We start from the raw sequence: 18,927 nt of genomic DNA, 5'->3' as shown, positions 1-18,927 counted from the left end.
CCTGGAGCTGCGGCGCGCCGCGCCTGGGCGGCGCCTCTTAGCACGCCGGTTCGTAGCCGTCCCAGCACCACCACACTCGGGTGATCCGATGATGTTCACGAAGCGGCTGCGCGAGCCGGTCATGCGCGGAGAGATCACCTGCAGCGTGCGGATATGGTCAAGTCCGCATGTCAAGATGGGCGGCCGCTATAGGCTGGGGGAGGGCGCAATCGAGGTTACCTCGATCCGCGAGATTTCGATGCAGGACATCACGCCGGACCTCGCCCGCAGGTCGGGCTTCCTTGGCGTCGTTGATCTTCTCAGGGTCGCCAAGCATGGCCCCGGCGAACGGGTTTACCTGGTGGAATTCAAATATCGCCCAGGCGGCTGAACCGACGATCAGAGCCCCGGCGAATCGAGCCCCGGCCGTGAAGGCCAGGGCTCGTGTTAGAACTTACTTCTTCGCGGCGGCGTCAGCGGCGTCCTTGGCGGCTCCGGCGGCCTTTTCGGCGTGTTCGCCGGCCGACTTCGCCGCGGCGCCCGCGGACTTCGCCGCGTCGCCGGCGGCGGCGGCCGTATCGGCGACGGCCGGTGCTGCGGCGTTGGCAGCATCGCTGGCCGCGGTCGTGGCGGCCGCGCCGGCGGCGGCGGCTTCGGTGCTGGCGGTGTTCGCTGCGTCAGCGGCTTTTTCCGCCGGCTTGTTGCAAGCGGCGGCGGTCAGGCTCAGGGCGGCGACAGCCGCCAGGGTGATGATGCGCATTCGGTTCTCTCTCCCAATCGACTTCGCAGGGCCGCGAAGCCTTCGACTGCTCGGGCGATTGTCGACTCGGCAAGCACCCAACCCCGCGAAACGCGGGACCATGGCTGAGGTTGCACGATTTCGTTACCTAATGGTAGCGGCGGATCAGACCTACCAGCTTGCCCTGCACCGCAACTTGGTCGGGACCGAAGATCCGCGTCTCGTAGGCCGGGTTCGCCGCTTCCAGGGCGATCGAGGCGCCCTTTCGACGCAGGCGTTTCAGCGTGGCTTCCTCGCCCATAACGAGCGCCACCACGATATCGCCCGAGGTGGCGGTGTCCCCGCGCCGGATCACCACGTAGTCGCCGTCCAGTATGCCGGCGTTGATCATCGAATCGCCCTGGATCTCCAGCACAAAATGTTCTCCCGCGCCGAGGATGCTCTCCGGCACCGGGATGCGATCGCGCTCCTGTTGGATCGCTTCGATCGGGGTTCCGGCAGCGATCTTCCCCAGGATCGGCAGTTCGCGGGTGTCGTTGGCGGCCAGCGGCGCGGCGGGACCACCGTCGACCAGTTGCGGCTTGAACGGAGCGCGACCCTTGGGCGGCGCGGCCATTGTCGCCTGCTGCGGCAGCTTCACCACTTCCAAGGCGCGCGCCCGATGCGCCAGACGACGCAGAAATCCGCGCTCCTCCAGCGCGGTGATCAGGCGGTGGATGCCGGACTTGGACGCCAGGTCGAGCGCTTCTTTCATCTCGTCGAACGACGGCGAGACACCGCTCTCCTTGATCCGTTCATGAATGAACATGAGCAGCTCGTGTTGCTTGCGAGTGAGCATGAGACCGGACCTCGAGCAGAGCGCCCCAAGAGGAGGGCGAGAGAACAAAGCGCAAACGCTGTGGATGTTCTCTAGGTGTTCCGGATTAATGTCAAGTTACGGTCCGCAGCACTGAAAATTCACGAGAAACAGGAGCCTTCGTGTTCGCCGGCAAGCGACTCAAATCGCCAGCAAGGCGCGAGTCGCCGCAGCGACATCGGGCTGCCGCATCAGGCTTTCGCCAACCAGCATCGCGCCGGCGCCGGAGCGTTCCAGCCGCGCGGCGTCGGCCGCCGAGAAGATACCGCTCTCGGTGACCAGCAGCGCGCCGGCTGGAGCCTGGGCGGCAAGCCGCTCGGTCACCCCCAGGTCGACGGCGAAGGTGCGGAGGTTACGGTTGTTTACGCCCACCAGGTCGGCTCCCAGCGCCGCGGCGCGCGCCATCTCGGCCTCATCATGTGTCTCGACCAGAACGTCCATGCCGTGGGCGCGGGCCGCGGCCAGCAGGTCGCCAGCCAGGGCGTCGTCGACCATCGCCAGAATCACCAGGATCGCGTCGGCTCCAAGCGCCCGGCTCTCGACGACCTGCCAGGGATCGACGAGGAATTCCTTGCGGATGCAGGGAAGCCTCGTCGCCGCGCGAGCCGCGACCAGGTAGGCGTCGTCGCCCTGGAAGCTGGGCTTATCGGTCAGCACCGAAAGGCAAGCCGCGCCGCCCTGCTCGTAGGCCCGTGCGAGCGCCGGCGGGTCGAAGTCCTCCCGGATCAGTCCGCGGGACGGGGACGCCTTCTTGATTTCGGCGATCAGCGCCAGGCGTCCGGGCCCGTGGGCGCCATCAAGGGCCGCACGGAAGCCGCGCGGGGCGCCGGCCGAGCGCGCCGCAGCCTCCACCTCGGCCAGCGGGCGTGCGGCCTTCCGCGTGGCGACATCCTCGCGCTTGTAGGCGGCGATGTGCTCAAGGATGTCGCTCATCGCAGAGCCACCAGCCTGTCGAGCGCGTCCTTCGCGCGGCCGTCGTCGATGACCGCGGCGGCCATCTCGACGCCGTCCCTCAGGGTTTCAGCCTTGTCGCTAACCAGGAAGGCGGCGGCCGCATTCAGCAGCACGATGTCGCGATAGGGCCCCCTCTGGCCGTCCAGCAGCTCGCGCAGGGACTGCGCATTCTCTTTGGGAGTCCCTCCGGTGAGGTCCGCCAGGCCCGCGCGCGGCAAGCCCACGGCCTCCGGCGTGATCGTAAACAGCCGCACCTGGCCGTCGCGCATCTCCGCCACGCTGGTCTCTCCGGTCGTGGTCATCTCGTCGAGGCCCGCGCCGTGCACAACCCACGCCCGCTCCGCGCCCAGTTCGCCCAGCGCCTCGGCAAGCCGCGACACCCAACGTTCTGCGAAGACGCCCACGACTTGCCGCTTGGCCCCGGCCGGGTTGGTCAGGGGCCCCAGTAGATTGAAGATGGTCCGGAAACCCAGTTCCGCGCGGATCGGCGAGACGTGGCGCATGGCGCCGTGGTGGGCGGGCGCGAACATGAAGCAGATTCCTGCTTCGTCGAGCGCCCGTAGCTGCTGCTCGACCGTCATGGCGATATTGACGCCAAGTTCGCCCAGCACGTCGGCCGCGCCGGACTTCGATGAGAGCGCGCGATTGCCATGTTTGGCGACCTTCAGGCCGCCACCCGCCGCGACGAAACCCACAGCGGTGGAAATGTTGAGGGTGTGCTGGCCATCGCCGCCGGTGCCGCAGACATCGATTGTCGGGTACGGCGGCTCGATCTGCACGGCGGCCCGGCGCATGGCGCGCGCGCAGGCCACGAGCTCGCCAAGTGTCTCGCCCCGCATCCGCATGGCGGTCAGTGCTGCGCCAACCTGGGCAGGCGAAGGCTCGCCGCGCAGGCAGGCGGCGAAAAACTCACCCGCGGCGTCGTCGGAAAGGGTCGCGCCATCGGCCAGGCGGCTGAGCAGCGGCTTGAATGCGTCGGACATGAGCGGCGGTCAGACTTGCGCCAGCCGCTTGACGCCGGCGATCTCGAGGAAGTTGGCCAGCAGCTCGTAGCCGCACTCGGTGGCGATGGATTCCGGGTGGAACTGAACGCCGTGAACGGGCCGGCTCTTGTGCTGCACGCCCATGATCTCGCCGTCCTCGGTCCAGGCGGTGATCTCAAGGTCGGCGGGCAGGACTTCTCTCTCCACCGACAGGCTGTGGTAGCGGGTGGCGGTGAAGGGGTTCTTCAGGCCGGCGAACACGCCTTTGCCGTCGTGGTGGATCTGGCTGGTCTTGCCGTGCATCAGCGCTTTGGCGTGGACCACCTCGCCGCCATAGGCCTGGCCGATGGACTGGTGGCCGAGGCAGACGCCGAAGATCGGCAGGTCAGCTGGCGCAGCCTCCAGCAACGCAAGGCAGATGCCGGCCTCGTTGGGCGTCTTGGGACCCGGAGAGAGCAGCACGCCCTGCGGCTTCATCCCCAGCGCTTCGCTGACTGAGATCGCATCGTTGCGCACGACATGCGTCTCCGCGCCCAGCTCGTTCAGGTAGTGAACCAGGTTGTAGGTGAAGCTATCGTAGTTATCGATCACCAGGATCATGCGGGTCTCATGTCTGCAGCTCCGGCAACGGCTACTCCGCCGTCCAGCCGCCGTCCACCGACAGATTGGCGCCGGTGACCTGCTTGGCCGCGTCACTGCAAAGGAAGACGGCGATGGCGGCGACTTCGTCGACGGTCACGAACTGCTTGGTCGGCTGGCTGTCCAGCAGCACATCGTTGATCACCTGGTCGCGAGTCATGCCGCGCGCCTTCATGGTGTCGGGAATCTGGTTTTCGACCAGCGGGGTCCAGACATAGCCCGGGCTGATGCAATTCACAGTCACGCCATGTGTCGCCAACTCGAGCGCCACGGTCTTCGTAAGCCCGGCGATGCCGTGCTTGGCGGCCACATAGGCTGACTTGAATGGCGAAGCGACCAGCGAGTGGGCCGAGGCCGTCGAAATGATCCGCCCCCAGCCGCGGGCCTTCATACCGGGAACGGCAGCGCGGATCGCGTGAAAGGCCGACGAAAGGTTGATGGCCAGGATCTGGTCCCATTTTTCGATCGGGAACGCCTCGACCGGCGAGACGAACTGGATGCCGGCGTTGTTCACCAGCACATCCACGGAGCCAAAGGTCGTTTCAGCAAGGGCGACCATCGCGGCGATCTCCTCGGGTTTGGTCATGTCGGCCGGGGAATGGATCGCCTTGACCCCGAACTCGGCCTCGATGGCCGAGCGTTCTTTCTCAATGTCCTCCGGCTTACCGAACCCGTTGATCAGGACGTTGGCGCCCTCCTTGGCCATGGCGCGCGCGATAGCCAGCCCGATACCACTGGTCGAGCCGGTCACGACCGCGGTCTTGGATTTCAGGATCATCTTGAGGCGTCCTTCGGCAAAGTTGCGGAACTCTTGTCGGCCGGCCAGTCGAGGCCCGGGTCGATGCTCACCGCCTCGCCGGGCTGCGGGTTTGCAGGAATGTTTTTTCGGCGGGCGATGGCGCGCTCGCCGTCGGTGACGCCGCTGGCCCAGTGGTCGAGCATGGTCTGGCGCGAGAACTCCACATCCTTGAACGCGCCTTCATAGGCGCGGTCCCGATAGATCAACTGCACCACGACCACCGTCGTCTCCTTGGCGAAGTCCCTCAGCAATCGGACTTCCGGACTGTCCCCGATGCCTTCAGGCAGGGACTTCAGGAGGCCGCTCAGCGCGGTCTTCAGGCGGTGTATGCGAAGCTGGGCGTCAGTGTTCAGTCGCGTCCGGCTGGAATAGCGGATGTCCTTTTCGCGTTCGGCCGCTTCCTGGATGGTCCGCGGCATTGGCCCGCGCGCGTTGAACAGGTCCACTTGATAAATGATCAGGTCGTCGTTGACGTCCTGGTCGAGCACATACTCGAGCGGGGTGTTGGAAACGAGCCCGCCATCCCAGTACCAGGCCCCGTCGATCTCGATCGGCGGCAGGCCCGGCGGCAGGGCGCCCGAGGCCATAATGTGCTCTGGGGCGATCTTCTGATGAGTATTGTCGAAATAGGTGAAATTGCCGGTGCGGATGTTGACCGCGCCGATGCTCAGGCGGGTCTCCTTGGCGTTGATCCGGTCGAAGTCGATCAGCCGCTCCAGCGTCGCCTTCAGTGGGGTGGTGTCGTAAAAGCTCAACGCCTCCGGACCGCCGCCCGCCCTAAGCAGCGGCGACAACACCCGCGGCTCGAAGAACCCGGGCACCCCGGCGGCCATCGCCCAGCCGATGTTGGCCTCGCCTAGCAGCGCACGAAGTTCGTTCGAGCGGCTGATCAAGCCGAGCGACCAGCCCGAGGTCACCTGGGTCCAGAATTCGCGCAGTCGCTCGACCCGCATGGCGGGTGGATTGCCGGCTATGATCGCAGCGTTGATGGCGCCGATGGAAATGCCCGCCAGCCATTCCGGCTCGAGCCCCGCGCCGGCCAGCGCCTCATAGGACCCGGCTTGATAGGCGCCGAGCGCCCCGCCGCCCTGTAGGACAAGCACTCGGCGAGCGGCGGCGTCGGTCACGGCGAAGCTCTCTCGCGTCCAATGAGTGTTCGCGGCAGATGTGCGCCGCGTCATCGCGATATTGCGACGCACAATGGCGGGCGCAAGGGGCATCCAAGCCGGATTGTGCGCCCCTGGTCCAGGGGCGATGCTGGCGGTATGCCGCCGTCTGATTCCGCCCTCGATCCCGGCCAGATCGATCGTATTCGCAGTCTGCTGGCGCCGACGAAACGCCGCGAGCGCCTGTGGCCCGTGATCGCCGCGGCGGCATTCTTGGCGATTTCGGCGCTCGCCTTCGCCACCGCCATGATCATGGCCCCGCCGCTCATCAGCGAACATGTCGCGGCAGAACGTGGAGCTTCCTAGCGCGAGGCGCCGCCGCGATTCTTACGATTGCGGCTCAGAAAGGACTGAAATCGCTGGCGCTTACGTTGCGGCACGGCGCAGACTTTTCTTCGAATGAGAATATGTCCCGGGAGGACAGCCCATGCGCGACTTGATCATCAGGGGCGGGACGATCGTTGACGGGAGCGGCGGCGAGCCGTTCGTGGGTGACGTCGCCATCGATGGCGACCGCATCGTTGAAGTCGGTGAGGTCGCGGGCGAAGGGCGCCGCGAGATCGATGCGAGCGGCCAGATCGTGACCCCCGGCTGGGTCGACATCCACACCCACTATGACGGCCAGGCGACCTGGGATCCGTTGCTGGCGCCTTCGAGCTGGCATGGTGTGACAACAGCGATCATGGGCAATTGCGGTGTGGGCTTCGCGCCTGTTCGCCCCGACGCCCACAACTTCCTTATCGAGCTGATGGAGGGCGTCGAGGACATTCCCGGAATCGCCCTGCACGAAGGCATCGACTGGAAGTGGGAGACCTTCCCGCAATACCTCGACGCCCTCGAGGCCAAGCCGCGCGCGATCGACATCGGCACGCATGTGCCGCACGCCCCGGTCAGGGCTTATGTGTTGGGAGATCGCTGTAACACCGACTACGAGCCCAATGAGGCCGAGATCGCCCAGATGGCGGCCCTGGTGCGTGAAGGCGTTGAGGCCGGCGCATTGGGCTTTTCCACCTCGCGGACGCTGCTCCACAAGGACCTGAAGGGCGTGCATATGCCGGGCACCTTCGCGGGCTCCGACGAGATGCTGGCGCTCGGACTCTCGATGAAGGGGCTGAAGCACGGCGTCTTCGAAATGGTCAGCGACCACCTCGGCGATGACGATGAGTGGATGTGGGTGAAGGGCTTCGCCCAGGAAACCGGCTTGCCGGTGACCTTGGTGGCGACCTCGGCCGGCGCCTATGAAGGCAACAAGATGTACAACATCGCCGAGGAGTCACGTCGGCATGGGATGGACATCCGTCCGCAGATCGCCGGCCGGCCGACCGGGATCCTCCATGGCTTGACGTCCAACTTCCACGTCTTCATCGCCAGCCCGACCTTCAAGGCGAAGATCGCGCAACTGCCTCTGGAAGATCGCGTCGCGGAGATGAAGAAGCCGGAGGTCCGCGCCGCGCTGCTCGCCGAGGACAGCCCTCTGATCCGCGCCGCCATCGGTGAGGGCGCCACGGACGCCGCACTCGCGACCGCCCTCGGTCCCGCCAGCCTGCTATGGCGGATTTTCCCTCTGGGCGAACAGCCGGACTATGAGCCGGATCGCGAAGGCAGCGTCGCAGGCCTGGCCGAGGCGGCGGGCGTGACGCCACTGGAAATGATGTACGACCTGCTGGTGCGTGAGGGCGGGCGCGAGCTGTTCTACCAACCGCTGGGCGGCTACGTGACCTATAACTTCGATTTCTTCCGCAAGAATATGCAGCATCCCAATGTGTTGTTTGGGCTTTCGGACGGCGGGGCTCACTGCGGTGTTATCGCCGACGCCGGAATGCCAACCTTCATCCTGACCCATTGGGCCCGCGATCGGTCGAAGGGTGACAGGTTCCCGCTCGAGTTCCTCGTCAGGAAACTCTCCAGCGACACGGCCCGCGCCTACGGCTTGAACGACCGCGGACAGCTAAAGCCCGGCCTGCTCGCCGATGTGAACGTCATCGACTTCGACCGGTTGCGCTTGTTCCGCCCAGAGGCGGTCAATGATCTGCCGGCCGGCGGCAAGCGGCTGGTGCAGCGGGCCGATGGTTACCGCTACACGATCAAGTCCGGCCAGGTGACGTTCGAGGACGGTAAGTCGACGGGAGCGCTACCAGGACGATTGGTGCGCGGCGGACGCGAGGCGGTCATCCTGCCGATGGCGGCGGAGTAGCCGAGGCCGAAGGGTCGGCTTCGCGCAGCTCCTTTAGACGAACCGCCAGCTTTCCTCTGCCGCGCGGCGAAGGGCGCGGGCCTTGTGCAGGGTCTCGTCGTACTCGGCATTGGGGTCGCTGTCGGCCACAACACCGCCGCCGGCCTGAACGTACATGACGCCGTCCTTAAAGAGCGCCGTGCGCAGGATAATGCAGGTGTCGACCGATCCGTCGGCGCCGAAATAGCCGGCGGCCCCGGCGTAGCCCACGCCGCGTTTTTCGATCTCCAACTCGTCGATTATTTCCATCGCCCGCACCTTCGGCGCTCCTGAAAGCGTGCCGGCGGGCAGGGCGGCCATCACGACGTCCACCGGATCTAGCCCCTCCGGCGCGTCGCCTTCGACATTCGACACAAGGTGCATGACGTGGCTGTAGCGCTCGACGAAAAAACTGGCCGTGACGCGCACGCGCGGCGACTGACGGGTCTGTGGCGGCTCATTTGCGCCGCGCTGCTTCAGCATCGCCACCCTGCCGACATCGTTGCGCCCGAGGTCGAGCAGCATCAGATGCTCGGCGCGCTCCTTGGGGTCGGCGATCAGTTCCTGCTCGAGCGCAAGATCCTCGTTCGGCGTTGCACCTCTAGGCCGGGTGCCCGCGATAGGGCGGATGGTGATCTTGCCGTCACGCAGGCGCACCAGGATCTCCGGCGAGGAGCCCGCCAACTGGAAATCGCCGAAGTTCAGATAGAACAGGAACGGCGAGGGGTTCATCCGCCGCAGCGAGCGGTAGAGCGCGAACGGGTCGCGGGGGAACGGGCTCCGGAAGCGGTGACTCGGCACCACCTGGAAGACGTCGCCGGCGCGGATGTAGTCCTTCGCCTTCTCAACGATCTCGCAGTAGCGCTCGCGGCTGACCGGCGAGGTGAAGGCGTCGGGCCCGGGCTCGCCGTCGCCGACCAGAGACGGGGTCGGGCGTCTCAGGTCGTCCATCACTGCGCGCAGGCGGGCCTGCGCCGCGGCATAGGCCTCGGCCGGCGCCGCGCCGTTCGGCCGCGCCGGCGTCACTAGGATGATCTCCTGGGCGATGGCGTCGAAGATCGCCACGATCGAGGGCCGGGTCATCACTCCGTCCGGAAGGTCCAACGGGTCGGGATTCACGTCCGGAAGGCGCTCGGCGAGCCGGATCATGTCATAGCCCATCACCCCGAACAGTCCGGCCGACGGTGGCGGCAGGCCTGCCGGCAGCTCGATCCGCGAGGCGGCGACCAGGTCGCGCAGGCTGTCTAGGGCGCCGCCTTCCTGCGCGGAGAACCGGCCCTGGGCGATGTCCTCGCCTTCGGCGATTTCCGCCTTTTCCCCGCGGCACCGCCATACGAGGTCCGGTTTTAGGGTGATGATCGAATAGCGCGCGCGGAAGGCGCCGCCTTCGACGCTCTCGAACAGGAAGGCAAACGGCCGGCCGTGGCCGATCTTCAGGTAGGCGGAGACCGGCGTCTCGAGATCGTCGATCAGGCGCGTCCAGACGAGCTGCGGGTTGCCGGCCCGGTATGCCTGCTCGAAAGCGGGATACGCGGGCTCGACGGTCATTTCGCCAGGCCGGGCTTGGCCGCCTCACGCTTCGCCGCGGCAGCCTTGGGATCGATCGGTTCCAGGCCGATGGCCTCGCGGGCGCGATTGGTGTCGATCGTGACCTTGATCTTCTGGCGCGCCGAGACGTGGGCGCTTTCTCCGAGCTCGCGGTAGAAGGCCTGGGTCATCTGCGGGCGAAGGTCCTCGGCCATCCGCGCGATCGCCTGAACATCGCCGGAGTGGATCGCCTCCAGCTTGCCCACCACGAATCCGAAGTGGCTGTTCTGGGCGGTGAACACATCGCCCGGACGGGAGGTGAAGAGCTTTCCGAGCATGTCCTGCGACAGCATCGGGTTCTGCCCGGCGCTGCGGCGATCAATCCCCGCCACGCGGCTGACGGTGCCCCCGGCGGCCTTGGCCACCGCCTCCAGGCTCTCGCCCTTCCTGATCCGCGCGGCAAAGGCCTCAGCGCGATCTTGCATGGCCTTGACCAACTCGCGCTGCATCCAGACCTGGGCGAGTTTTTCCCGCACCTCGGCCAGCGCCGGCATGGCAGGCGGAATGATCTTTTCGACCCGCACGGCGAAAAATTCACCGCCGCCGGCGTCCTCGACCTCGCTCTCGCCCCCCGCTGGCAGCGACCAGGCCGTCCCCATGAGCTTTTGCGTCAGGCCCTGCACCGGCTGGCCGGTAATGTCGTGGCCGTTTTGGGCGAGCGGACCGATGCTCATCACGGGCACGCCGGCCTTCTGGGCGGCCGCCGCAAGGTTTGCGCCGGCCTGGTGGGCGTCGTCGTAGGCCTGGGTCAGGGCGTAGACCTTCTCGGTGGCCGCGTCCTTGCGCAGTTCCGCCTCCAGCGCCGGGCGGACCTCTTCCAGGGTCACGGCGCGGCCCGGGGTCACCGACACCACCTTTACGACGGCGCTTCCCAGGTCGCCTTTCACCAGCACGACCTGTCCAGCAGGGGTCTGGAAGGCGGCGGCGGCGACCTTCGGGTCGGGAATCGCGGTCTTCGGCTTGTTGTCGTAGGTGATCGCCTCGACGCCGGCGGCCTTGGCGACAGCGGCCGGATCCAGACCCTTGGACAGGCCCTCGGTGATCTGGGTCACGGCGGCCGGATTGCTCACCGGGATCTGGATGACCGTGCGGGTCTCCGGCGACGACAGCGTGTCCTTGCGGAATTCGAAACGCTTCTTCAGCTCGGCCTCGTCGATGGGGATGTTGCCCGCCACCATCGACGGCGAGAACCGCGCCACGGTCAGCACGCGGAACTCCGGCCGGGTCAGGGCCGCGGCGTTTTCCTTCATAAACTGGGTCAGCTGCGCGTCGGTCGGCTTGGCCGGCTGCGGAACGCTCGAGGGCTCGATTCCGAAGAAGCCCATGTCGCGGCTTTCCATCCCGTAGATCGCGGCGAGCGCTGTGTAGGCCCGCGGCGCCTTCAGGCCGGCGACCAAACCGCTGGCCGCCTGTTGTTCAGTGAGTTCGTCGCGCATGCGCGAATCGAAGGTCGCGGCGGTCATGCCGTTGTCGGCCAGCTTCCGCAGATACGATTGTTTGTCGAAGCGCCCGGTCACCTGGTCGAAGAATGCGGGGATCTTCTGGATCTCGCCGGCGATCAGCTTGTCCGAAGGGCGCAGACCGATCTTCGTCAGCAGGGCGGAGAAGGCTTCGCGCGTCGCGACCCCCTCCAGCACCTGGCGGTCCAGGCCGTTGGCCGCGGCGATCTCGGGCGTGATCGGCTGACCGACCTGCCGCTCGACCTGGGCCTTGAAGCCGTCGAATTCGCGCTTGTAGTCGGCAGGGCTCACCGAACGGGACCCGGCGGTGATCACGTCCGTGCTGACCTTCGCCCGAAACATGTCCCTGGCTCCGAACACCGCGAAGCTGATGATGAGCAGGCCGATCAGGACGGCGGCGTAGGGCGACTTCGCGAAAGCGCGAATGGCGGCGAGCATGAATTCCCTTTCCGGGGAGCAGACGTGGGCGTCGGTATAGTGGAGGCCGCTCCCGCCCCGCAAGCGCGTGACATCCATGCCAGCTTGGCTTAACCGCCGCCCACCTACGAATTGGCGCGACTTCCGTGAGGCCAGATGACCGCTCCCACCCCACTTATCGCCGGAAACTGGAAAATGAACGGCGATGCGGCCTCGATTGATGAGGCTCGCAGCGTTGCCGCTCAACTCGGCGGCAAGGAGGTGCGTGTGGCGATTTGTCCGCCCGCCACACTGATCGAGCGCATGAGCCGGGCCCTGGCGGGCACGGCGGTGATCGTCGGGGCCCAGGACTGCCACTGCGACGAGACTGGCGCCTTCACCGGCGACATTTCAGCGGAGATGCTGGCCGACGCGGGGGCCAGGCTCGTCATCCTCGGACACTCCGAACGCCGCGCGGGTTATGGCGAGACCGACGAGCTGGTGTCGCACAAGGTGGCGGCTGCGCTGCGCGCCGGACTCGAGCCGATCGTCTGTGTGGGCGAGACCCTGGAACAACGCAAGGCGGGCAACGCCCTTGCCGTGGTGACCGGGCAGGTGAGGGGGTCTCTGCCCTCCGAGCTCGCCGGAAAGGCCTGGTCGGTCGCCTACGAGCCGGTCTGGGCGATCGGCACGGGTCTGACACCCACCATCTCCGAGATCGAGGAGATGCACACCGCTATCCGCGCCACGCTGCGCGAGCTGTTCGGCGCCGAAGGTGACAGTCCCCCGATCCTCTACGGCGGCTCGGTGAAGCCCGCCAACGCCGCGCAGATACTGCATGCTGCCGAAGTCGGCGGAGCCCTCGTCGGCGGCGCGTCACTGGAGGCCGAGGACTTTCTGGGCATCATTCGCGCCCTCTAAACGGGGACCTGGAAAATCGGGCGCGCGCGTCGTTTCCCAACGGCCTGCTCACTGAGGACCGAGGTGGAAACCAAGCCCTTGGATCACGGATCCGTGCGGCGCGTCGGAATCGACCGAAGACTTCCTGGGCATTCTGTGTGCGCTGTAGGAGATTGGGACACTGGCCTTTAGCGAGGACTGACCCATGCCCGTTCCGACGCTGCGCGACCGGCGTATCGTGATCATCGGCGGCAGCTCGGGGATCGGCTACGCCGTCGCTGAGTGCGCTGTGGCCGAGGGCGCGCGCGTGGTGATCGGCTCGAGCAGCGCCGACAACGTCGGGGCCGCGGTGCAGCGGCTGGGTCAGGCGGCGTCAGGGGAGGCGGTGGACGTCCAGGACGAAGCGAGCGTCGCCGCCTTTTTCGCAGCGATCGGGGCCTTCGATCACCTCGTGTATACCGCGGGCGACTGGGGTCCGGGCATGGCCCCAAGCCCGCTTGCACAGATGGATATCGCCGCGGCGAGCAAGGGGCTGAAGGTCCGGTTCTGGGGCGCGCTCCTGGCCATCAAGCATGCGCAGCCGCATATCGCGGCGGACGGTTCGATTACGCTGACCGATGGGCTCCTGGCCCACCGCCCACGCAAGGGCCTCCCCCTGGCGACGGCGTTCGGTGGCGCGGTCGAACATTTGGTCGCGGGGCTGGCGATGGACCTCGCACCCATCCGGGTCAACACGGTCTGCCCGGGCCTCGTCCGCACGGAGCGCATCGCCCAATGGCCGGCGGAGCTCGTCAGCCAGATGACGGGGCGCCTGCCGCTTGCCAGGCCCGCCGATCCGGCCGAGGTCGCACAGGCCTACCTCTACCTGATGCGCGCCGGCTACACGACCGGCCAGGTCATCATCGTGGATGGCGGCGGCATGCTTGCCTGACCGCCTGTTCTCCCACCGGGAGGGGGACAGCGCGCCCTAGGGATCGCGGGGAAGCGTCATGCCCTGGGCGGACAGGTTCTGGACCTTACCGTCGGGCCCGCGGCCGACCTTCACCGTGATATTGCTACTCCCCGGATCGGCGAGGAACCGGTCGCCGCCGAGCGGCAGCAGTTCGACGCCTGCGCCGCCATAGGCCAGGTGCAACGCCGAGCCGTCAGCGGAAACCACCACCAGGCCCTGGCCATAGCTGCCCGCGACCTCCTTGGTCTGCGCCTCGCTGAGCGCCACGGATTGGATTTCCTGCGGCTCCAGGCCCTTCCAGCCGTATTCGCGCGCCACGGCCTGCATGAGCTCGAGCACCACCACCATGCCGTCGTCGCCGTTGGCCATGGCGACGACGGCTCGCCCGCCGTCCGGCCAGGCCATCAGGTTCGCCTTGAAGCCCGCGTCGTCTCCGTTGTGCCCGAAATGAAAATCGCGGCCGGATCCCCCAACCTCTACGCCAAGCCCCCAATGGCCGAGGCCCGGAGTCAGCATGGCCCTGGCGCTCGCCTTCGACATCAGCCGGCTCGATGAGCCGTCATAGGCCTGCTCCAGGGCGATCGCCCACTTCGCCAGGTCGGTCGGTGTCGACCACAAGCCGGCGGCGGCCATTTCGGGATAGGTGTGGAACCGTCCCTCGATGGGCGCTCCGCTTCGCAAATATCCGGTCGCGGCGAGCGGTTGTCGCTCCGCCGGGAGCGGCTGCTGGTAGGTGCTGTCGCTCATGCCGAGCGGCGCGAACACACGCTGGCGTAGGATCTCGGGAAAGGGTTGATGGACCGCGTCCGTCATCATGAGTTGGGCGATCGTGATCCCCCCGCCCGAATAGTTCCAGAGCGTGCCGGGTTGTCGCTCGACGACCACGGCGGCGGTGTTGGCTGGCGGCTTGCCCTCAAGCACCTGAACGACGCTTGGCACGGGCGCGCCCGCCGCATAGCCCGGGAAGCCGTGCACCGTCAGGCCACCGGTGTGGGTCAGCAGGCGCCGCAGGGTGACCGGGTGATTCTTCGTGAACCCGTTCTCCGGGATCTGCCAGCTGGTCAGCCGGCTGTTGGCGGGTTCATCGAGGGCCAGGCGACCTTCCTGGACAAGTTTCATCGCCCCGCTCGCGGCCACCGGCTTGCTGACGGAGCCGGCCTGGTAGAGCGTTCGGGGCGTCGCCGGGCGTTGCGCGGCGACGTCGGCCAGGCCGTAGGCACGGGCCCATATCACCTTGCCATGGTCCACGACGGCGATGCTGATCGACGGCGTGTGATGCGCCGTCATCTCCTGTTCGATCGTGTGAGTGACGAGCGGGCGGCCGCGCACCTGGACGGTGGGCAGCAGGTGCGCTTCGATACGAGCGATACGGCTCTGCGGGGATGGCGCAGCCGCGGCCAGGGCTGGATTCGCCAACAACGTCGGGAAAAGCAGCGTCAGGACGAGCGCTGCACTGCCGTATCGCATGGCCACCCCCGGGCGCGGAGCGGCGCGAAACGCCGCCGCACACCCAAGCTATTCCGCCCTGGCCGCAAGGTCATCTTACGGATGAGTCACTCCCGGCGCTGCGCAACGGCGCCGGGCGCAGACCAGTGGGAATTTTGCGGTGACCCGTCGCCCTTCAGTCTGCGGGGCCCTTCAATTCCACGGTGTTGCCTTCCGGGTCGCGGACATAGAGCGAAAACCCCGTGCCGTCGGCGCCGTAGCGCCGGCCTTCCTCGACCACGGCCACGCCGTGCGCCGCGAGATGTGCGCGGATGGCGATTTCGTCGAAGGGGCGGACCTGCAGGGCGAAGTGGTCGAGGTTACGCCCCTCAGGCCCGGGTGGTGCGCCGCCCAGCTTTCCCAGCGGGCCATCCAGGGTGACGAGATCGATCATCTGCCGGCCCGCGCGAACGTGGGTAAGGCCGAGCTCCGGCCGGTCGCGATCCACCGCCAGCCCCAATACGTCTTCATAGAAGGCCAGCATGGCAGCCTTGTCGCGCACGCGAAGGACGATGTGGTCGAAGCCGTCGATGCGGATCGGACTGGCCATGCGCGCGCCTTCCTCTCGCTCTTAGGGAGCAGATAGGCTCTGCGCGCTCAGAGCAGAAGCCCGAAGAGCCGGCAGTCGCGCCGTTCCCCGTCGCGCAGGACATGCCCGCGAAGCAAGCCTTCCTCTTCGAAACCCAGTTTTTCCAAGAGCTTGTCGGAGCGACGGTTCCCCAGGTGGGTCCGGGCGACAAGCCGGCGCAGGCCCAGGGTGGCCGCATAGGCCACGATCGATTGCATCGCCTCCAGCGCAAAGCCCTGGCCCCAGGCGTCGCGACCCAGCATGAAGCCCACCTCGGCGCGCTTGTGTCGCCGATCGACCTCGGAGATGTCGCACGTCCCGGCGAACCGATCGTCCGGCATGATGCGCAAGGCCCAGTAGATCGCCTTCCCCTGGGCCATCTCCTCGACCTGCCCCGCCACGATGTTGGCGATGAGGTCGGGGTCGTCGATTTCCGGCACGTCCCAGAACGCCATGACCTCGGCGTCGCGCATCAGCGGGAAGATGTCCTGCGCATCGGCCTCGACCAGCGGGGTCAAACGCAGTCGCTCGGTTTCCAGGATCGGGTGGAGGACGATGTCGAGACTCATGACTTGTCTGCCAACTGCGACGCCCTAGCTATGGTCTTGGGGCGTGTGCGGTGATAGAGCCCCCGCTTCATTTCGGCGCCCTGGCTTTCGTTTCGGCGAATGTGTGGCCGCTCGAACATACTGGATCTAACGACCCATGCTGATTGGCATCCTGCTCGCCGCCCAAATCGTCGTCAGCCTGATCCTCATCGGGGTCGTGCTGTTGCAGCGCTCGGAGGGCGGCGGCTTCGTCGGTGGCGGCAGCCCGTCGGGCATGATGTCGGTTCGCGGCGCGGGCGACCTCCTGACCCGGACCACCTGGATCCTCGGCTCGGCCTTTTTCATCATCAGCCTGCTGCTGACCATCCTGGCCGGTCGCGAGAAGGGAGCCTCGTCCGTTGTCGACCGGCTGAAGATCGATTCCATCGATCCCAACGCCCTGCAGCAGCCCAAGCCCGGCCAACCGCCGGCCGGAACGGCGCAGCCCGCCAATCCGCAGGCGGCGCCGGCGCCGCTGCGTGCGCCGACACCGACGGTCCGCAATCCGTTCCTAGGCGACGCCCAGGAACAATCCCCACCCGCTCCCGCGCCCGCAGCGCCCGCCAAAAAATAGCCGTGATGAAAAGAAGTGGCGACGAATCGAACCGGGGCAGGGGCCGCGGCGGCGAATCACGGGTAATCTGAACGCCCATGGCCCGGTACATCTTCATCACCGGCGGCGTGGTCTCCTCACTTGGTAAGGGTCTCGCGTCCGCCGCTCTCGGTGCGCTCCTGCAGGCGCGAGGCTACAAGGTCCGCCTGCGCAAGCTCGACCCCTATCTGAACGTCGATCCGGGGACCATGAGCCCCTACCAGCACGGTGAGGTCTTCGTCACCGACGACGGCGCTGAGACTGACCTCGACCTTGGCCACTACGAGCGGTTCACCGGTGTCAACGCCACCAAGAACGACAACATCACCACCGGCCAGATCTACAAGACGATCATCGAGAAGGAGCGGCGCGGTGACTATCTGGGCGCGACCGTCCAGGTGATCCCCCACGTCACGGGCGAGATCAAAGACTTCGTCCTGGCCGATCCGGGCGAGGGGGTCGACTTCGTACTGGTCGAGGTCGGGGGCACGGTTGGCGACATCGAGGGCCTGCCGTTCTTCGAAGCGATCCGCCAGCTGGGCCAGGAGCTCCCCAGGGGCCATGCCTGCTTCATCCACCTGACTCTGCTGCCCTTCATCAAGACCGCCGGGGAGATGAAAACCAAGCCAACCCAGCACTCGGTCAAGGAACTTCGTTCCATCGGCATCCAGCCGGACATCCTCCTCTGCCGCTGCGAGATTCCCATCCCCGAGGGCGAACGGAAAAAGCTCGGCCTGTTCTGCAATGTCCGCCCGAGCGCCGTCATCCAGGCGATGGATAGCGCCAACATCTATGCCGTGCCGCTCGACTACCACGAGCAGGGGCTCGACTCCGAAGTGCTGGACGTCTTTGGGATGAAGGATGCCGCCCCGCCACCGGATCTGTCGCGGTGGAAGGCGATTTCCCACACGCTGGCCCATCCCGACGGCGAGGTGAACATCGCCATTGTCGGCAAATACACAGCACTCACGGACGCCTACAAATCCCTGATTGAGGCCCTCAGCCACGGCGGCGTCGCCAATAACGTCCGCGTCAAGTTCGACTGGATCGAGGGCGAAGCCTTCGAGCGCGACGAGCAGATGATCGGCGAGCGGCTGACCGGCGTCCATGGCGTCCTGGTGCCCGGCGCCTTCGGAGAACGCGGCTCGGAGGGCATGATCCGCGCTGTGCGCTTTGCCCGCGAGCACGCAATTCCCTACTTCGGTATCTGCTTCGGCATGCAGATGGCGATGATCGAGGCGGCCCGGAACCTGGCCGGCATCCACCAGGCCTCGTCGTCGGAATTCGGCCCGACGTCGGAGCCAATCGTCGGCCTGATGACCGAGTGGGTTCGCGGCAACGAGAAGGAAGTCCGCAGCGAAGGCGGCGAACTCGGCGGCACCATGCGCTGCGGGGCCTACGAGGCGGTGCTGACACCCGGCAGCCAGGTGGCTGACATCTACGGGACCGCGGTCATCTTCGAGCGCCACCGCCACCGCTACGAGGTCAATATCGGCTATCGCGAGGCGATCGAGCAGACCGGAATGAAGTTCACCGGCCTCTCGCCCGACGGGGTCCTTCCCGAGCTCTGCGAGCGCGACGACCATCCCTGGTTCATCGGCGTGCAGTTCCACCCCGAGCTCAAGAGCCGCCCGTTCGATCCGCACCCACTGTTCGCCAGTTTCATAGGCGCGGCGCGGAATCGCAGCCGTCTGGTCTGACGGCTTGGCCTGACGGATGATGGGTCATGGCGACCCACGCCGATGACCTTCGTCGGATCGCGTTGGCCCTTCCGGAGGCCTACGAGGACGTCCACCGCCGTCGGCCGACCTTTCGCGTCAACAAGCGGATCTTCGCCATACTGGGGGTCACCGGAGCCCCGGCTCTTTTCACGTCTCTGGGCCGGGACGACGTTGCCGTCGTCAAGCTCCACCGGGAGGACCAACTCAACATGGCGGCCGCTCATCCGACCGCCGTGCAGCCGACCGAGACCTACGGCCGCCACGGTTGGACCTACCTGCGGCTGGCGGACCTGGACCAGCCGACGCTGGAGGCCCTGCTGCGCCTTGCCTGGGTGAATGTCGCGCCCCGGCG

20 protein-coding genes are annotated in these 18,927 nt (G+C 66.7%); 8 read left to right on the top strand and 12 right to left on the bottom strand.

Features of this window, described 5'->3' with window-relative positions; all coding sequences use genetic code 11:
* Nucleotides 1-88 precede the first annotated feature (88 nt).
* Nucleotides 89-370 (top strand): hypothetical protein, encoded by a 282-nt coding sequence (locus VGI62_RS19390; RefSeq protein WP_331506212.1) that lies wholly within the window; start codon nucleotides 89-91, stop codon nucleotides 368-370.
* Nucleotides 371-433: 63 nt separating this feature from the next.
* Here the strand turns inward: VGI62_RS19390 and VGI62_RS19385 are convergent, their stop codons facing one another.
* From VGI62_RS19385 to VGI62_RS19355, 7 genes are all read right to left on the bottom strand, one after another.
* On the bottom strand, nucleotides 434-739 hold the full coding sequence (locus VGI62_RS19385) for a hypothetical protein (protein WP_331506211.1): 306 nt from the start codon (nucleotides 737-739) through the stop codon (nucleotides 434-436).
* Nucleotides 740-866: 127 nt separating this feature from the next.
* Entirely contained in the window at nucleotides 867-1,556 is a 690-nt protein-coding gene (gene lexA / locus VGI62_RS19380; protein ID WP_331506210.1) for a transcriptional repressor LexA, read from the bottom strand.
* 159 nt (nucleotides 1,557-1,715) lie between these two features.
* Complete coding sequence (trpC, locus tag VGI62_RS19375) at nucleotides 1,716-2,507, bottom strand: indole-3-glycerol phosphate synthase TrpC (RefSeq protein ID WP_331506209.1); 792 nt, start codon at nucleotides 2,505-2,507, stop codon at nucleotides 1,716-1,718.
* Nucleotides 2,504-3,511: an anthranilate phosphoribosyltransferase gene (gene trpD, locus VGI62_RS19370; RefSeq protein ID WP_331506208.1), complete on the bottom strand. Its 1,008-nt coding sequence runs from the start codon at nucleotides 3,509-3,511 to the stop codon at nucleotides 2,504-2,506. Before trpD ends, trpC begins: the two co-directional genes overlap by 4 nt.
* A gap of 9 nt (nucleotides 3,512-3,520) precedes the next feature.
* Nucleotides 3,521-4,111: an aminodeoxychorismate/anthranilate synthase component II gene (locus VGI62_RS19365; protein ID WP_331506207.1), complete on the bottom strand. Its 591-nt coding sequence runs from the start codon at nucleotides 4,109-4,111 to the stop codon at nucleotides 3,521-3,523.
* A gap of 31 nt (nucleotides 4,112-4,142) precedes the next feature.
* The gene (locus VGI62_RS19360; protein WP_331506206.1) at nucleotides 4,143-4,928 is read right to left on the bottom strand and encodes a 3-hydroxybutyrate dehydrogenase; all 786 of its coding nucleotides are present in this window, start codon (nucleotides 4,926-4,928) and stop codon (nucleotides 4,143-4,145) included.
* The gene (locus VGI62_RS19355; protein ID WP_331506205.1) at nucleotides 4,925-6,076 is read right to left on the bottom strand and encodes a patatin-like phospholipase family protein; all 1,152 of its coding nucleotides are present in this window, start codon (nucleotides 6,074-6,076) and stop codon (nucleotides 4,925-4,927) included. Before VGI62_RS19355 ends, VGI62_RS19360 begins: the two co-directional genes overlap by 4 nt.
* A 138-nt stretch (nucleotides 6,077-6,214) precedes the next feature.
* Between VGI62_RS19355 and VGI62_RS19350 the strand changes: the two genes are divergently transcribed.
* Complete coding sequence (locus tag VGI62_RS19350) at nucleotides 6,215-6,421, top strand: hypothetical protein (protein WP_331506204.1); 207 nt, start codon at nucleotides 6,215-6,217, stop codon at nucleotides 6,419-6,421.
* A gap of 121 nt (nucleotides 6,422-6,542) precedes the next feature.
* Nucleotides 6,543-8,309, top strand: coding sequence for an N-acyl-D-amino-acid deacylase family protein (locus VGI62_RS19345; RefSeq protein ID WP_331506203.1), 1,767 nt, complete (start codon nucleotides 6,543-6,545; stop codon nucleotides 8,307-8,309).
* Nucleotides 8,310-8,342: 33 nt separating this feature from the next.
* On the opposite strand, the gene trpE is transcribed toward VGI62_RS19345, so the two are convergent.
* Both trpE and VGI62_RS19335 read right to left on the bottom strand, forming a co-directional pair.
* On the bottom strand, nucleotides 8,343-9,875 hold the full coding sequence (gene trpE / locus VGI62_RS19340) for an anthranilate synthase component I (protein WP_331506202.1): 1,533 nt from the start codon (nucleotides 9,873-9,875) through the stop codon (nucleotides 8,343-8,345).
* Nucleotides 9,872-11,812, bottom strand: a complete 1,941-nt coding sequence (locus VGI62_RS19335) for a peptidylprolyl isomerase (protein ID WP_331506201.1) — start codon at nucleotides 11,810-11,812, stop codon at nucleotides 9,872-9,874. The genes trpE and VGI62_RS19335 overlap by 4 nt, the downstream gene beginning before the upstream one ends.
* A 135-nt stretch (nucleotides 11,813-11,947) precedes the next feature.
* On the opposite strand from VGI62_RS19335, the gene tpiA reads away from it, so the two are divergent.
* Nucleotides 11,948-12,691, top strand: coding sequence for a triose-phosphate isomerase (gene tpiA, locus VGI62_RS19330; RefSeq protein WP_331506200.1), 744 nt, complete (start codon nucleotides 11,948-11,950; stop codon nucleotides 12,689-12,691).
* A gap of 184 nt (nucleotides 12,692-12,875) precedes the next feature.
* Complete coding sequence (locus tag VGI62_RS19325) at nucleotides 12,876-13,601, top strand: SDR family oxidoreductase (RefSeq protein WP_331506199.1); 726 nt, start codon at nucleotides 12,876-12,878, stop codon at nucleotides 13,599-13,601.
* Nucleotides 13,602-13,637: 36 nt separating this feature from the next.
* Here the strand turns inward: VGI62_RS19325 and VGI62_RS19320 are convergent, their stop codons facing one another.
* From VGI62_RS19320 to VGI62_RS19310, 3 genes are all read right to left on the bottom strand, one after another.
* Nucleotides 13,638-15,089, bottom strand: a complete 1,452-nt coding sequence (locus VGI62_RS19320; RefSeq protein ID WP_331506197.1) for a serine hydrolase domain-containing protein — start codon at nucleotides 15,087-15,089, stop codon at nucleotides 13,638-13,640.
* 154 nt (nucleotides 15,090-15,243) lie between these two features.
* Nucleotides 15,244-15,657 (bottom strand): VOC family protein, encoded by a 414-nt coding sequence (locus tag VGI62_RS19315; protein WP_331506195.1) that lies wholly within the window; start codon nucleotides 15,655-15,657, stop codon nucleotides 15,244-15,246.
* A 47-nt stretch (nucleotides 15,658-15,704) separates the two neighbouring features.
* Nucleotides 15,705-16,244, bottom strand: coding sequence for a GNAT family protein (locus VGI62_RS19310; protein WP_331506194.1), 540 nt, complete (start codon nucleotides 16,242-16,244; stop codon nucleotides 15,705-15,707).
* 136 nt (nucleotides 16,245-16,380) lie between these two features.
* On the opposite strand from VGI62_RS19310, the gene secG reads away from it, so the two are divergent.
* From secG to VGI62_RS19295, 3 genes are all read left to right on the top strand, one after another.
* Complete coding sequence (gene secG, locus VGI62_RS19305; protein ID WP_331506193.1) at nucleotides 16,381-16,836, top strand: preprotein translocase subunit SecG; 456 nt, start codon at nucleotides 16,381-16,383, stop codon at nucleotides 16,834-16,836.
* A 77-nt stretch (nucleotides 16,837-16,913) separates the two neighbouring features.
* Nucleotides 16,914-18,554: a CTP synthase gene (locus tag VGI62_RS19300; RefSeq protein ID WP_331506191.1), complete on the top strand. Its 1,641-nt coding sequence runs from the start codon at nucleotides 16,914-16,916 to the stop codon at nucleotides 18,552-18,554.
* A gap of 26 nt (nucleotides 18,555-18,580) precedes the next feature.
* Nucleotides 18,581-18,927 (top strand): MmcQ/YjbR family DNA-binding protein (locus VGI62_RS19295; protein WP_331506190.1); only part of this gene is annotated, 347 nt, incomplete at its 3' end.

Origin of the sequence: Phenylobacterium sp., from assembly GCF_036495085.1 — a bacterium.
GTDB lineage: Bacteria > Pseudomonadota > Alphaproteobacteria > Caulobacterales > Caulobacteraceae > Phenylobacterium.
This window is presented reverse-complemented; position numbering and strand designations above follow the sequence as displayed.

Coding starts and splice junctions, on each gene's coding strand:
- trpC (WP_331506209.1), bottom strand. CDS start 2,507: ATGAGCGACATCCTTGAGCACATCGCCGCCTACAAGCGCGAGGATGTC.
- VGI62_RS19365 (WP_331506207.1), bottom strand. CDS start 4,111: ATGATCCTGGTGATCGATAACTACGATAGCTTCACCTACAACCTGGTT.
- VGI62_RS19335 (WP_331506201.1), bottom strand. CDS start 11,812: ATGCTCGCCGCCATTCGCGCTTTCGCGAAGTCGCCCTACGCCGCCGTC.
- VGI62_RS19325 (WP_331506199.1), top strand. CDS start 12,876: ATGCCCGTTCCGACGCTGCGCGACCGGCGTATCGTGATCATCGGCGGC.
- VGI62_RS19390 (WP_331506212.1), top strand. CDS start 89: ATGATGTTCACGAAGCGGCTGCGCGAGCCGGTCATGCGCGGAGAGATC.
- VGI62_RS19320 (WP_331506197.1), bottom strand. CDS start 15,089: ATGCGATACGGCAGTGCAGCGCTCGTCCTGACGCTGCTTTTCCCGACG.
- VGI62_RS19350 (WP_331506204.1), top strand. CDS start 6,215: ATGCCGCCGTCTGATTCCGCCCTCGATCCCGGCCAGATCGATCGTATT.
- VGI62_RS19300 (WP_331506191.1), top strand. CDS start 16,914: ATGGCCCGGTACATCTTCATCACCGGCGGCGTGGTCTCCTCACTTGGT.
- VGI62_RS19345 (WP_331506203.1), top strand. CDS start 6,543: ATGCGCGACTTGATCATCAGGGGCGGGACGATCGTTGACGGGAGCGGC.
- trpE (WP_331506202.1), bottom strand. CDS start 9,875: ATGACCGTCGAGCCCGCGTATCCCGCTTTCGAGCAGGCATACCGGGCC.
- tpiA (WP_331506200.1), top strand. CDS start 11,948: ATGACCGCTCCCACCCCACTTATCGCCGGAAACTGGAAAATGAACGGC.
- VGI62_RS19360 (WP_331506206.1), bottom strand. CDS start 4,928: ATGATCCTGAAATCCAAGACCGCGGTCGTGACCGGCTCGACCAGTGGT.
- VGI62_RS19315 (WP_331506195.1), bottom strand. CDS start 15,657: ATGGCCAGTCCGATCCGCATCGACGGCTTCGACCACATCGTCCTTCGC.
- secG (WP_331506193.1), top strand. CDS start 16,381: ATGCTGATTGGCATCCTGCTCGCCGCCCAAATCGTCGTCAGCCTGATC.
- lexA (WP_331506210.1), bottom strand. CDS start 1,556: ATGCTCACTCGCAAGCAACACGAGCTGCTCATGTTCATTCATGAACGG.
- VGI62_RS19385 (WP_331506211.1), bottom strand. CDS start 739: ATGCGCATCATCACCCTGGCGGCTGTCGCCGCCCTGAGCCTGACCGCC.
- VGI62_RS19310 (WP_331506194.1), bottom strand. CDS start 16,244: ATGAGTCTCGACATCGTCCTCCACCCGATCCTGGAAACCGAGCGACTG.
- trpD (WP_331506208.1), bottom strand. CDS start 3,511: ATGTCCGACGCATTCAAGCCGCTGCTCAGCCGCCTGGCCGATGGCGCG.